Genomic DNA, 13,934 nt, shown 5'->3' on the forward strand with positions numbered 1-13,934 from the left:
TTGGACAATTCAGGTTGAAACGTAAGCAATCAATACCATATAATATTCAATTCGTATCAATTTTAATGGCCTAATATTATTCTGCTTTTTAATTAATTTCTTTAGAGCCATATTGCTGTTATCCTTTTATTGATATCTACTCTATTCAATTTAATAGATTAATAAGGACTTAAAAGGGGAGTAGGGCAGCAGGACATCGCCCGGTTCAAATCAAAAATGGTCTTTTTTGATTGAGACGCAAAACTTGGACAGGTCGTTAGACAGTACAATCTGATACGCTGAATGATGATGAATTTTTACGGTCAGGTTTCGTGCTTTTAGAGCTAGAATAAATGGGTTATAGGAATGTTTCATAATTGGATTGAAGTTTTGGGTAGGCTAGTGACTCTTGGAAATATTAGATATAATATGTTGAAATTGAAAATTCAGTTTATCAAAAGTTTATCCATTTTTAGGTCTGACTTTTTTTGGTTATAATCATTAAAATTTACTGCCTAATTTCAAGATGGAGCAGAATTACCGTCAATTTTTTTATAAACGCAGTTCTTGATATACTAAACTTTCTTCCAAAATTGCAAGATGCTCAATTAGAATTCCGCTTGGAATTTGCACTCAAACCGCAATTTTTAATTTCCCCTTCGATAGTACCTATATGGTTTTTAGCACTCCTGAATCTGCTCTTAAGGATGCTCCATTTGTGGCGATAGACAAAGGACTGGATAAATAAGATACTAAATTTGCGATTTCTTTAGGGTCTATAAATCGCTGTAACAAGATGTGTGGATTTGATTGTTGAATAATTGAACTTTTCATGTCGTCTATTTCGATGTTTTGAGCACCAGCAATTTGTTCAATTACCTCTGCGACACCATCAGAATACGTTGGGCCTCCTAAAACTGTGTTAACTGTAATCTCTGTGCCTTTAGTCAATTTTGATAGCCCATTCGCTACAGCCGATAAGGCAGCTTTTGTCATTCCATAATGAATCATATTTGGTGGTACATTAACACCTGATTCACTACTTATAAAAATGATTCGGCCCCATTTCTTGGTAAGCATTTGTGGGAATAACTGTCTCGATAAGCGAACACTACTCATTACATTAATTTCAAAATATTTATACCAATCATCATCTAAAATATTTTCAAAGTCAGATATGTCGAAAATTCCGACATTATTAATCAAAATATCAATGTCGGTAAGTTCTTCTAAAAGTTTGTTTACTTCTGATTTATTCGTAAAATCTGCCGATATCGCGGAAATATCGGAGTCAGGAAATTGCTTTTGTAGCTTTTCTTTGGCTTTATTGGTTTTTTCCGATTGTCAACCATTAATTGTAACCGAAGCGCCTTCCTTGAGTAGTTGTTGGGCAATGGCAAAACCAATGCCTTGAGTTGAACCGCTAATGAATGCTTTTTTGCCTTTTAATTTTAAATCCATTTTATTTTGTAATGTTCGTTAAATAAATGATCAAAAAAATTAGTTGCTTATATCTAATTGTAGTTCGATCTGTTTTTTTAAGATTTTTTCTTCCGGGTAAATTCTTCGTAAGGAATTAATGCCACACCAAATACTAATTAAATATTTTCCTAAGATGTTAGCATCTGTTTCTGATTTGAGATTCCCGTTTTTTTGTTCTTCGAGAATAATATTGCAGTATAATTTCCGTCGGCCAATGGTCGTATCATTTAAAATTAAGCATTAAAAAAGCCCTGTGTTTACAGGGCTTTTGAGTTTTTAAAGTGATCTCGACAGGATTCGAACCTGTGACCGTCTGCTTAGAAGGCAGATGCTCTATCCAGCTGAGCTACGAGACCATTTTTGCGGTTGCAAATATAATCTCTTTTTATTTTAAAACAAGCCTTTTTTTAAGAAAAATTAGCTTTTTATTTAATCGGAATGTTTTAATGCTGAAATACAAATAGTTAGTGGTTTCATTTTTTTTATGCTAAAATTTGAAAATATCATATTACAATGCATTCTTAAAGTTTTTCCTTATTTTTAGCCTAAATTAAATTCTAACAAATATCAAAATGCTTAATTACCCAATAAAATTTACACCTATTCTCAAAGAGAAAATCTGGGGAGGTGAAAAATTAGCCACCATTCTAAATAAAAATTCAGATGCTAAAAATCTTGGTGAGAGCTGGGAAATTTCAGGAGTAAAAGGTGATATCTCTATCGTAGAAAATGGAGCACTTAAAGGAAAAACATTAAATGAGCTCTTAGAAGAATACAAAGATAAATTTTTAGGAGCCAAAGTTTATGCCGATTTTGGTGCAGAATTCCCTTTACTTATAAAATATATCGACGCTAAAACTGCGCTGTCAGTTCAGCTTCATCCTCATGATGATCTTGCTAAAACGCGCCATAATAGTTTTGGAAAAACAGAGATGTGGTTTATTATGCAAGCCGATAACAATGCCGATATTAATGTAGGTTTTAAAGAAACAATCAGCAAAGAAGATTATATAAAACATCTTGAAGAAGGTAAGATTACTGAGGTATTGAATTTTGAAAAAGTTGAAAAAGGAGATAGCTTCTTTATAAACACAGGGAAAGTTCATGCCATAGGCGCAGGCGTTCTTTTAGCTGAAATTCAGCAAACTTCAGATATTACGTATAGAATATATGATTGGGACCGAGTTGATGATGAAGGAAATTCAAGAGAATTACATACCGCTTTGGCTATAGATGCGATAGACTTTGAGAAGAAAGACGATTTTAAAATGGAGTATGATAAAACTCCTAATGAATCCTCTAATATTGCCGATTGTGAATATTTCACCACCAACTATTTACCGGTAAAAGGCAGTATTACCAAAGATTATTCTGATGTTGATAGCTTTATAATTTATATGGCGGTAAGTGGTAAAGCGACTATTAGTGTTGCCGGAAATATTGAAGTAATAGAGCAGGGGCAAACATTATTAATTCCTGCAGAAAATAATGAAGTTGAAATAAGCTCTGATGATTGCGAATTGCTAGAAGTGTCTGTTAACAGATAATTATCGCATTTAAAACAATTAAAAAAAGTCATTCTTAGGAATGGCTTTTTTATTTAATCTTCAGGCAAAATAGACTATTTAGAGGGAATGCCGAAAATCATTAATTTGAACAATAATTTTTAGTACGAGACAATTCTGGGTGTATTTAAATCTCGATGATAGATTAGATTATTTTAAATCCAACCGCAATTTTATTCAATGGTAACCTTTAGAGAATTTTTAGTTCTTATCTGAATATGATCGTATTGCCATGCTTCATCTTGTCTATGTGCCTCAATAGCCATTACGCCATTAGCTTTAGTTCCTGTGACTTTAAATGTGAGACTAACCTTCTCATGATTTTCTGAATATTGAACATCGCCATTTAATAGTGATAGATTATCTTTAATGTCTATTTTTCCGAAGTTGTTTTTCACTTCTTCATTTTGGTTGGCTAAATGTATGGCGTTTTCATAAAGTGCTTCATCGGCATAAACTTCAGCAAAATTAAAAATATGTGTGCCTAAATTTGTGGTTGTAAAGGTTAGGATTAGCAATATTATAACAAGGCTAGAACTTACTATAAGCCATTTTTTCATAATTTATTCTTTAAATTTATTGGTATCAAAAAGCGCTCTTACTTCAGGCTTTTGTAATTCAATAATGGTCAAAATTCCAAGTACAATTCCTAAAACACCAGTCAAACAATTCACTACGGAAACAGCAACTATAAAACTCCAATTTTTGCGTTCTTTCAAATATTTAGCAGCCAAAAAGGTAATAACGGCTAGTATTATAGATAAAAGGATGAACACACTACCAACTATAAAAAACACTACATTAAATAAGTTAAAAAAATGATTTGGCATTGCTTGTGAAGGTATTACAAAGCCAATAATAATGTATATAAGCCCAAATAACGTAAAAGCTAAATTTAAGACAGCTTTTATGATAAAAAGAATTCTGTAGGTTTCTAGATTTCTTCCGGGATTTGTCTGCAAAGCTTCCATTTATAGGTCTTGTTGTGTTTTATAGCAATTTAAACTATTAAAATGACTGAATACTAATTTCGGTTTAGGTATTTTAAAAATTTATAGTATTTTGAAACATCTTTCACAGAAACCATCAGAGAATGGAAAATAAAAAAGAAAAACTCTTAATAGATTTTAATGAGGCGTTTGCTAGCGGAAATAATCAGTTTATGCTAGATCATGTTACTAAGGATTTTCATTGGATTATGATTGGCAAAAAAGAAGTTAAAGGTAAGGAAAGCTTTGCTGAAGCATTACTTGAAATGGAGGACCATGTAACCGATGATCTTGAACTTGTAGATGTTATTAGCCATGGTAACAAGGGATGTGTAAATGGCAATATGAAAATTAAGACTCCAAACGGTGAATCATTAAGTTTTTCTTTTTGTGATGTTTACGAATTTTGCCAGGCAGGAGATAAGATTGCTAAAATGACCACTTACGTGATAGACAGGTGATATTGGATAATTAAAGTACCATACTTTAAAAAGAGAACCGACAAATTACTAAAGGTTTGGAAAAAGTATTATTAATTGCAATCAATGATTATATTTTGATTTATTAAATGTGAAATTCTTCAGGATAAACAACAATACCAAAAATGTGTTTGGCTGCATTTGGGACTAATTCCTTCAACATAAAATTCTTTTTTGGAACTTCAAAAGGAGCCTGTATATCAAAATTAATAGCTGGCTCATAATCAAATCTTGGATAATACTCTTCGTGTCCTAAAACTAATACAATTTCATATTTAAGTTCTTTAGCCTTATCATGCGCAGTTTGTAATAAACTGGATCCAATACCGTTGTGCTGAAATTCTGGAAGCACTGCGACCGGAGCCAGTGCAAGCGCAGGAAATTTATTTTTGTCGTTTTGGATGGTAATTTCACTAAGCATAATGTAGCCAACAATTTTTTTATCCACTTCGGCTACCATAGAAAGTTCAGGAACAAAGGCATAAGAATTACGTATGCGATTTACAAGAAATTGTTCTTGGTGATCGCTATTAGATTCGTTTAAAAATGATGCCTTAATTACCTTAAAGACATCATTATAATCTTCTTGTTTTTCTTGCCTAATTGTTACTTCCATATTTCTGAAAAATTAAAAGCAATGTAGCTAAATTTAAGCTTAACTTGTCATTATTCGAGGTTAATTATTAGCAAGGATTCTTCTTGATTCAGGCAACTTATTTTTTCGGCATATTTATTTAATGCCAAACTTTTTCCGTAGCAGGTCATTCCATCTGCTTTTCCGATACTATTTACTAATAGCGCCGGAATTTTATATTTTTCTGAAATCATTTTCAATGCATTTTCAGCTTTTTTCATTCCTATTTGATGTTTTGCTACACTTGCTAAAAAGAAATCAATTTTTTCTGAATTAATATTGTTGAGATGTGCCTCAACCAAAACCTCATAACAAATAGCGATTTTTATTTTTTTCTGTTGGATTTTAATTATAGAAGAATTTGATTTAGGCTGAAAAAAATGAAGTTCATCTGGATGCAAAAATTGTTTGAAATAAAAGCGAATCTCTTTATTAGGTTCAAAAATGGCCATTGCAATATGCAGTTTAGAACCTAGTGCTAAAGGCAAGCCCAAAGCGATCGAAATATTGTTTTTAGAGCTAAAGTCCTCAAACAAATTCAATCTATCGTCACTTTTAGAAAAAGCTAAGGATTTTGCTAAAGTAGGTTCGTAACCGGTTAATGATAATTCAGGAAAAACAATTAAGTCGATTTTTGCATCTTTAGCTCTTGTGATAAAATCAAGATGTTTTTTGAGATTTTCATTAATATTTCCGGGTATTGAGCTTATTTGTGCTAAGGCAATTTTCATTTCTGCGATTTTTTCAAGCCGACTCTAATGCAAATAAAGTAATTTCTGGTCGTACGTTAAAACGAACTTGACGTAAGCAGCCTAGTGCACGATTTATATACAAAGTTCTCCCGTCGTAAAGGTCGATTATCCCCGCATCGTAACGCTTGTTTTCTACTGGTAAAATCGGTGCTCTTAAAAAAGGAGGTTTGCATTGCCCACCGTGTGTATGCCCGCTTAAAATCCACCCTTTATACTCATTCCAAACGTCTAGATCACAAACATCGGGATTATGGCATAAGGCAATATTGGCCATCTGAGAATCATAATTTTTAGTAGCTTTTTCAGGATGAAAATTAGTTCCCCAAAAGTCATCTATCCCAATAAAGTTTATTCCGTTGGTAATCACAGCTTCATTTCTTAAAATCTGAATATCTCTCGAAGCCAATTGATCTACTATGTTTTTAGCAACATGGTCTTCCTTGTAATCAATTCCATAATCATGATTGCCCAAAATACCTATACTTCCCAGACTTCCGTTGGGGAAGAACGGAATAACTTCAGCAAGCTGATCTAGATTTCTAGGCTCATCGTAAGTCACAAAATCACCCGTGTAAACCACAAAATCTGGATGTAGCTGTTGTGCCTTTTTAAAAGAATCAATTATATATTGATAATCGAAAAAATCACCAATATGAATATCGCTAATTTGCATTAGCATTTTCCCTTCTAATGCTGAAGGAAGATTTTTTATTGGCATCTTTTGATATACAAATTCTAACCAAAAAGGCTCTACCTTCCAGGCATAAAACCCAGGAATACCAGCTACGGCAGAGATGATGGCTATATTTTTTATAAAATTCTTTCTATTCATTTAATCTTTAAAAATTGAAACGTGCCAATTGATTTATTTGAAAAATAATTCATTTACTTGATTATAACATAGATCTTTTCTAAAAATCATCATTTTAATTTCATTTAAGTAACTGTTTTGAGTGAATTTTATCTTTACAGAAACAAATTCTTATAAAAAATTTTCTTTGTGTAACATTGCCGAAGGATAGCTACAGGTAGTGAAAGGCGTGCTTTCGTTATTGAAAAATAGAATTATAATCGGAACTAAAATAAGAAATTCAAGATATAAAATTAAAGTTGAGCTGGAAGTTGTAACAATAAATGAAAAAAATCAAGATTCAATTTGATTGTGAATTTTTAGTGCTGACGGCCGACTAACACTCAGAATTCGGTTTGGAAAGCACGAGTCTAATAACCTCTATTTTAAATATTTATAAAAAAAATATTTGTGGGATCAAATTATATATTTTATATTGCTTCATAATTAAACATTAAGAACCCAAATCCTTGATATTTAATTAATATGAGTAATTTAAGCTATCCCAAAATATCTTAGAAAAACAAAAGCGTCCTAAATTCTTAGGGCGCTTTTTTCTTTATATGATGTAATCATAAGCTTATCGAGTAAAGAAGCTGATCCCGAATGTTTGACAGTGCTGTTTTAACACAGACTAATTCATTCAGCATATTTTAACTTTAACTAATACTATATTAACCATAAATGTAGTTTTCGTTGGTTATTGCACAAATATTTTACAACTTTACGGGAAACTATCTTCTAAATTTATGCTTAAATATAATTCCCTACTAATTTTATTGTTACTGCCATTATTTTCGCTTCAGGCTCAAGAAACTCAATTTACTCACGCCGATACGCTTAGAGGAAGTATCACTCCAGAAAGAGCCTGGTGGGATGTGATGCGTTACGATATTTCAGTAACACCAGATTTCGATAAAAAATATACTTCAGGATTCAACAATATCACTTATAAAGTGGTGCAAAAAGAGCATCCAAATTTAATGCAAATCGACCTTCAGAAACCATTGGTGATCGATAGTATTATTTACGACAAAAAAAAATCTTTAAGTTTTAGTAGAGAAGAGAATGTATATTACGTAGAAACGCCGCCGCAGAAGCTCGAATCTGAGCATGAAGTAAAAATTTATTTTAGCGGAAAACCACACGAAGCTATTCGTGCTCCATGGGATGGTGGTTGGACGTTTACCAAAGATGAAAAAGGTAGACCGTGGATGACGGTGACCTGCCAGGGGCTTGGTGCTTCTATCTGGTATCCTAATAAAGATCACCAAAGTGACGAGCCCGATCGTGGTGCTTCGCTAACTATGCGGGTTCCAAACGAACTAATGGCGGTGGCAAATGGTAGAATGCTGGATAAAACGGAACATAAAGACGGAACAATTTCCTATAAATGGGGCGTAGAAAACCCGATTAGTAACTATACTATCATTCCGTATATCGGGCACTACAAAAACTTTTCCGAAGTTTATACCGGCATAAAAGGCGATTTAGACCTTAATTACTGGGTTATGGATTATAATTTGGAAAAGGCTAAAAATTATATGCCTAAAGAAGTTCATAATCTCTTAAATGCATTTGAGTACTGGTTTGGTCCGTATCCTTTTTATGAAGATGGCTATAAATTGGTAGAAACCGAGCATACCGGGATGGAGCATCAATCTAATGTTTCCTACGGAAATTATTACGCTGGTGGATATCGTGGTAGAGATGGCTCTGGAACAGGTTTAGGTTTAACCTGGGATTTTATCATAATTCATGAAAGTGGACACGAGTGGTTTGGGAATAACATTACCACCAACGATTTGGCAGATATGTACATTCACGAAAGTTTTACCAATTACAGCGAAACTTTGTTTTTGGATTATGTGTATGGCGAAGAAGCTGCAAATGATTATAATTTTGGAACCAGAAGTGGTATTCAAAACGATAAACCTATTATTGCGCCTTATGGTGTAAATGCACAGGGAAGTGGTGATATGTATCCAAAAGGTGGAAATATGTTACATACGATTCGGCATAGTATGGACGATGATAAACTATTTAAGAATATTCTTACTGGTTTAAATATGACCTTTCATAATAAAACGGTAGACGGTTCAGAAATTCAGGAATACATATCAGATAAAGCGGGGTACGATTATTCAAAAGTGTTTGAGCAATATTTAACCACGATAAAAATTCCGAAGCTTCAGCTATACATTGATGCGCCAAACAGCAAGATTTTTTATAGATACACCAATATTGTAGATGGTTTTAATTTGCCGTTAGTTTTAAAAGGTAGCGAAGAAAAAATAAAGATTATCCCTTCAGCAGAATGGAAAAGTGTTGCTATTCAGCATAAAAATCAGTATTTATTTACGCCATGGAGGATAGAGCATATGTATTATGTAGATGTAGAATTGCTTGATAATCGAGATTAAATATTTAGGGGCTTGCCTTGAAGAAGAAGATAATTTCTGATAAAAATTTAATGATTTAAGCCCTAGGTTGTTCAATATAAAATGAAAGAATAGATGTTTTCAAAAGAAACTTATGTAGCGCGAAGAGAGCGATTAAAGAAAAAAATGAAATCGGGAATCCTTATTTTCCCAGGAAATAAGGAAACCGGAATGAATTACAAGGACAACTGGTATCCGTTTCGTCAGGATAGTAGTTTTTTATATTACTTCGGAATAAACCTTCCCGATCTTTATGTACTTATCGATTTAGATAATGATAAAGAAATTCTTTTTGGAGATGATCTAACTCCGGAAGATTTTGTGTGGGTTGGTGCGGTAGAACCTTTATCAACTTATGCTGAAAAATGTGGTGTTGCTGAAGTTCAGCCCATGGCGAAGCTGGAAGGTTATATTAAAAACGCACAGCAAAAAGGCCAAAAGCTGCATTATTTGCCACCGTATAGAAATAAAGTAACGATTGAAATTAGCAATCTTACCGGGATTCCTGTAAACGAAGTTGATGCGAATAAATCGGAAGCATTCACCAAAGCCGTGATCGCGCAGCGTGCCATAAAATCTGCTGAAGAAATTGCAGAAATCAATAAAGCGGTAAATATCACCGCAGCTATGCATCGTCATGCTATTAAATGGACAAAGCACGGTGTTACCGAAAAACAGATTGCAGGAGAATTACAAGCGATTGCTATTGCCGGTGGTGGGAATATTTCTTTCCCGATAATTCTAACCAAAAATGGCCAATATCTGCATAATCATGCTACACAAGCTGTGGTTGAAAACGGAGATATCGTTTTATGTGATTGTGGTGCAGAAACCGCTATGAATTATGCCGGGGATATGACGCGTACTTTTCCGGTAGCGGAACGGTTTACCGATATTCAACGAGACATCTATTCGATTGTTCTAGATGCGCACGAATCCTCTTCTGCGGCACTAAAACCGGGTTATCGTTTTAAAGATGCCCATTTATTGGCCTGTAGCCGAATTGTAGAAGGACTTAAAGGTCTTGGTTTAATGAAAGGAAATACTCAGGATGCCGTAAATGCAGGCGCACATACCTTGTTTTTTCAATGTGGCTTAGGCCATTTTATGGGAATGGATGTACACGACATGGAAAATTTCGGAGAACAATTAGTGGGCTATACGGATGATGTTAAAAAGAGTACCGAATTTGGTCTGAAATCGCTTCGATTAGGAAAAGAACTGGAAGAAGGAAATGTGCTTACCGTAGAACCCGGAATTTATTTTAATCCGTTTTTGATCGATTCCTGGAAAGCACAAGGAAAATATACCGATTTTGTGAATTATGATGAAGTCGAAAAATTTAAAACTTTTGGCGGCATGCGTGTAGAAGAAGACTTTGTAATCACCAAAAATGGTAAAGAGCTGTTGGGTGATCCGCTCGCCAAAACAATAAACGAAATAGAAGAACTTAAAAACTCCTAACAACATAAAATCTAGAAATGCTATGAACCACTTTCTCTCCTTTAAATTTCTCCAATATTTTAGCCTTTTGTTCATAGCATTTTCTTTTTCAATACAAGCTCAAGAAAATCCCGAATGGCAACGATTAGATGTTTTATCAGTTAATACTGAAGATTCTCGCGCTACTTTTCATATTTATGATTCTGAAGCCGAAGCGCTAACCGGCGACTATAAGAAATCTGGAAACTATAAAAGTTTAAACGGAAATTGGAAATTCCACTTTGCTGAAGTTCCAGAAAAACGACCGGTAGATTTTTATAAAACCGATTACGATACAAAAGACTGGGACGATATTCAAGTTCCCGGCGATTGGCAATTGCAGGGCTATGATTTTCCGCTATATGTAAGTGCTGGTTTTACTTTTAAAATTAATCCGCCATTTGTCGATTCTACCTACAATCCGGTAGGATCATATAAACGAACTTTCGATTTGGCTGAGTCCAAAATGAATAAAAATAACGACTATTTTTTACATTTTGGAGCTGTAAACAGTGCTTTTTATGTGTGGATAAATGGTGAGAAAGTCGGTTACAAAGAAGGAACCAAAACACCATCAAAATTTAAGATCACTCAGTTTCTAAAACCGGGTAAAAACAGCATTGCGGTAGAAGTATATCGTTGGTCTTCTGCAAGTTATTTAGAAGATCAGGATTTTTGGCGTTTAAGCGGCATCGAGCGTGATGTGTATATGTATAAAACTCCGAAATCTCGGGTCAAAGACTTTTTTGTGACTCCGGGATTGGATGAAAACTACGATAAAGGAATTCTTGATGGTTATGCGGTAATTGCTTCAGAAAACAAAAAACTTCAGTTAGATCTTAGAATTTGGGATGGAGAGAAGATCATTTCAGAAATATCAAAATCAATTGTTGAAGCTAAAAATGATACGCTAAACTTTCAAATTTCAGAATTAGATATCAAACATTGGTCGGCTGAAAAACCAAATTTATATACATTAAGTTTAAGCTTGAAGGATGGCACGAAAACACTGATGGCTACTTCAGCAAAAATAGGTTTCAGAACTTCAGAAATTAAAGGCGGCCAACTTTTGGTAAATGGGAAACCAATCTTGTTGAAAGGGGTGAATCGCCATGAACACGACCAAAATTCTGGTCATGTGATCTCGCGTGAATCGATGCTTCAGGATATCAAACTTTTTAAAGAATATAATATCAATGCGGTTCGAAATTCACATTATCCTGCCGATCCGTATTGGTATGAGCTGTGTGATGAATACGGAATTTATATGATCGATGAAGCCAATCTTGAAAGTCATGGTTTTGGCTACGACGAGGATAAAACGCCCGCCAATAAACCCGAATTTGAGAAAATGCATCACGATCGTATTGCACGAATGATGCAAACCAATAAAAACCATCCTTCGATTATTATCTGGTCGATGGGGAACGAGGCAGGAGATGGCCCTGCTTTTATAAAAAATTACCATTGGTTAAAGAAAAACGATCCTAGCCGCCCGGTGCAATATGAAAGAGCCGAACGTGGCAAGAGTTTTCAGGAACCACATACCGATATTATTCCTTGGATGTATGCCAGCGTCGATTATATAAAAGATAATTATTTGGGCAACTATCCCGATCGCCCTTTTATTTGGTGTGAGTATGCTCATGCCATGGGCAATAGTACGGGAGATTTAGTTGATCTTTGGGATTTTGTATACGAAAATCCACAAATTCAGGGCGGATTTATTTGGGATTGGGTAGACCAGGGATTTGTAAAAACCGATGAAAATGGCGAAGATTATTGGACTTATGGCGGTGATTATGGGCCAGACCGCTATCGGCATGATGCAAATTTTGTAATTAACGGACTGGTAAATCCAGATCGTACGCCTCATCCTGCACTTTATGAGGTAAAAGATGTCTATAAGAATGTAGATTTTCGATTAAAAAATGAAGAGAACCAAAATTTTAGTTTTGAAATTGAAAATCGCTTCTTTTTTACCGATTTAAATGAATACGAAATTTCTTATGAGCTGCTGAAAGAGGGTAAAGTTATCAAGAAGGAAACGCTTGATGAAATTGAACTAGAACCGCAAAGAGTAACAACTTGGAATTCGGATTTTGAATTTGATGAAAATGCCGAGTATTTTATAAATTTTTATGTAAAAACAACGAGTTCGACTAATTTAATTCCTAGTAGGCATATTATTGCCAAAAAGCAAATTCAGCTTCAGGAAGGTGATGAGGTTAAATTACCAATTACAGCTTCAGATAAATTAAAGACAAAAAATAAGGGTGAAAATCTTACAATTTCGAATACAGATTTTGAAATTATTTTCAATAAAGAGAGCGGTCAACTTTCAACATATACTTTTAATGGAAAACAATTGATCAAACAAGGGCCAAAATCCGATTTTTGGAGAGCGCCAACCGATAATGACTTCGGAAATAGCTTTCAGAAGCGAGCAAAAGCATGGAAAGAAGCTACAAATAATCCAAAATTGGTTAATTTTTCTTCGGAAAAACAAGACCGCTATGTTGAAGTGAATACCAATTTTGAATTAGATTCGGTTTCTTCAACTTTAAAAATTACCTATAAAATTTACGAAAATGGTGTTATTGAAGTCGGCAATAATTTTGAATTCAACGGTGATCCAGAAAAAATAAGCTCGTTGCCAAGATTTGGAAATACGATGGTGATTCCGTTAGATTATGACAAAGTTGAATGGTACGGTCGCGGACCTTACGAAAATTATTGGGATCGAAAAACATCGGCTTTTGTTGGCATATATCAATCGACTGTAGAAGATTTGTATGTAGCCTATATACGTCCGCAAGAAAATGGTTATCGAACCGATAATCGTTGGGTAAAACTTACTGATAATGAAGGAAACGGAATCAAATTCAGCGGTATGCCACTAGTTTCGTTTAGTGCGCTTAGAAACCCGACTTCAGATTTTGATGCCGGTATGGAAAAAGCACAACGACATACTAATGATATTAAACCAAGAGATGCGATTTATTTAAATATTGATTACAAACAAATGGGCGTTGGTGGCGATAATAGTTGGGGTGCCAAAACCTGGGAAAAATATCAGCTAAAACCTAAGAATTACAGCTATACTTATTTTTTAGAACCGATTAGTGAGTAGTTAGAATTGAGTATTGAGAAGTTAGATTTTAGATGGCTTTGCTGTTAGAACATAGAAAATAGATTTGATTTGATACTGTGCTGATTTGAAAAAAATTTTGAGCTATTGAGAGATGATCAATTTCAAATTTTGAATGCTGAAACTTGAA

The 13,934-nt window shown here is 34.2% G+C and carries 11 protein-coding genes and 1 tRNA gene; 5 read left to right on the forward strand and 7 right to left on the reverse strand.

Annotated elements, in window-relative coordinates; all coding sequences use genetic code 11:
- Positions 1-648: 648 nt before the first annotated feature.
- Together PBT89_RS07865 and PBT89_RS07870 are read right to left on the reverse strand one after the other, a co-directional pair.
- On the reverse strand, positions 649-1,263 hold the full coding sequence (locus PBT89_RS07865; protein WP_333474152.1) for an SDR family oxidoreductase: 615 nt from the start codon (positions 1,261-1,263) through the stop codon (positions 649-651).
- A gap of 480 nt (positions 1,264-1,743) precedes the next feature.
- Positions 1,744-1,817: transfer RNA gene (locus PBT89_RS07870), tRNA-Arg, on the reverse strand.
- Between the two features lie 216 nt (positions 1,818-2,033).
- On the opposite strand from PBT89_RS07870, the gene PBT89_RS07875 reads away from it, so the two are divergent.
- Positions 2,034-3,008 carry a type I phosphomannose isomerase catalytic subunit gene (locus tag PBT89_RS07875; protein WP_270064160.1) on the forward strand — a complete coding sequence of 325 codons (975 nt, stop codon included), beginning with the start codon at positions 2,034-2,036 and terminating at the stop codon, positions 3,006-3,008.
- 191 nt (positions 3,009-3,199) lie between these two features.
- On the opposite strand, the gene PBT89_RS07880 is transcribed toward PBT89_RS07875, so the two are convergent.
- Positions 3,200-3,586: a cytochrome c oxidase assembly factor Coa1 family protein gene (locus PBT89_RS07880; RefSeq protein ID WP_270064161.1), complete on the reverse strand. Its 387-nt coding sequence runs from the start codon at positions 3,584-3,586 to the stop codon at positions 3,200-3,202.
- A gap of 3 nt (positions 3,587-3,589) precedes the next feature.
- Positions 3,590-3,997 carry a hypothetical protein gene (locus PBT89_RS07885; protein WP_270064162.1) on the reverse strand — a complete coding sequence of 136 codons (408 nt, stop codon included), beginning with the start codon at positions 3,995-3,997 and terminating at the stop codon, positions 3,590-3,592.
- Between the two features lie 122 nt (positions 3,998-4,119).
- On the opposite strand from PBT89_RS07885, the gene PBT89_RS07890 reads away from it, so the two are divergent.
- Entirely contained in the window at positions 4,120-4,476 is a 357-nt protein-coding gene (locus PBT89_RS07890; RefSeq protein ID WP_270064163.1) for a nuclear transport factor 2 family protein, read from the forward strand.
- A gap of 103 nt (positions 4,477-4,579) precedes the next feature.
- Here the strand turns inward: PBT89_RS07890 and PBT89_RS07895 are convergent, their stop codons facing one another.
- The 3 genes from PBT89_RS07895 to PBT89_RS07905 are packed head-to-tail and all read right to left on the reverse strand — an operon-like array spanning position 4,580 to position 6,712.
- Positions 4,580-5,110, reverse strand: a complete 531-nt coding sequence (locus PBT89_RS07895) for a GNAT family N-acetyltransferase (protein ID WP_270064164.1) — start codon at positions 5,108-5,110, stop codon at positions 4,580-4,582.
- A 50-nt stretch (positions 5,111-5,160) separates the two neighbouring features.
- Positions 5,161-5,859 (reverse strand): carbon-nitrogen hydrolase family protein, encoded by a 699-nt coding sequence (locus PBT89_RS07900; protein ID WP_270064165.1) that lies wholly within the window; start codon positions 5,857-5,859, stop codon positions 5,161-5,163.
- A 13-nt stretch (positions 5,860-5,872) separates the two neighbouring features.
- Positions 5,873-6,712 (reverse strand): metallophosphoesterase, encoded by an 840-nt coding sequence (locus PBT89_RS07905; protein WP_270064166.1) that lies wholly within the window; start codon positions 6,710-6,712, stop codon positions 5,873-5,875.
- A gap of 767 nt (positions 6,713-7,479) precedes the next feature.
- Here PBT89_RS07905 and PBT89_RS07910 point away from each other — a divergent pair.
- The 3 genes from PBT89_RS07910 to PBT89_RS07920 all read left to right on the forward strand — a co-directional run bounded on the left by PBT89_RS07910 (position 7,480) and on the right by PBT89_RS07920 (position 13,786).
- Complete coding sequence (locus PBT89_RS07910; RefSeq protein WP_270064167.1) at positions 7,480-9,153, forward strand: M1 family metallopeptidase; 1,674 nt, start codon at positions 7,480-7,482, stop codon at positions 9,151-9,153.
- Positions 9,154-9,246: 93 nt separating this feature from the next.
- On the forward strand, positions 9,247-10,635 hold the full coding sequence (locus tag PBT89_RS07915) for an aminopeptidase P family protein (RefSeq protein WP_270064168.1): 1,389 nt from the start codon (positions 9,247-9,249) through the stop codon (positions 10,633-10,635).
- Between the two features lie 67 nt (positions 10,636-10,702).
- A complete protein-coding gene (locus PBT89_RS07920; protein WP_270064169.1) occupies positions 10,703-13,786 on the forward strand; it encodes a glycoside hydrolase family 2 TIM barrel-domain containing protein in 3,084 nt (1,027 codons plus the stop codon).
- Positions 13,787-13,934 lie beyond the last annotated feature (148 nt).

Source organism: Zunongwangia sp. HRR-M8, assembly GCF_027594405.1.
Lineage (GTDB): Bacteria > Bacteroidota > Bacteroidia > Flavobacteriales > Flavobacteriaceae > Zunongwangia.

Coding starts and splice junctions, on each gene's coding strand:
- PBT89_RS07875 (WP_270064160.1), top strand. CDS start 2,034: ATGCTTAATTACCCAATAAAATTTACACCTATTCTCAAAGAGAAAATC.
- PBT89_RS07880 (WP_270064161.1), bottom strand. CDS start 3,586: ATGAAAAAATGGCTTATAGTAAGTTCTAGCCTTGTTATAATATTGCTA.
- PBT89_RS07885 (WP_270064162.1), bottom strand. CDS start 3,997: ATGGAAGCTTTGCAGACAAATCCCGGAAGAAATCTAGAAACCTACAGA.
- PBT89_RS07890 (WP_270064163.1), top strand. CDS start 4,120: ATGGAAAATAAAAAAGAAAAACTCTTAATAGATTTTAATGAGGCGTTT.
- PBT89_RS07895 (WP_270064164.1), bottom strand. CDS start 5,110: ATGGAAGTAACAATTAGGCAAGAAAAACAAGAAGATTATAATGATGTC.
- PBT89_RS07900 (WP_270064165.1), bottom strand. CDS start 5,859: ATGAAAATTGCCTTAGCACAAATAAGCTCAATACCCGGAAATATTAAT.
- PBT89_RS07905 (WP_270064166.1), bottom strand. CDS start 6,712: ATGAATAGAAAGAATTTTATAAAAAATATAGCCATCATCTCTGCCGTA.
- PBT89_RS07910 (WP_270064167.1), top strand. CDS start 7,480: ATGCTTAAATATAATTCCCTACTAATTTTATTGTTACTGCCATTATTT.
- PBT89_RS07915 (WP_270064168.1), top strand. CDS start 9,247: ATGTTTTCAAAAGAAACTTATGTAGCGCGAAGAGAGCGATTAAAGAAA.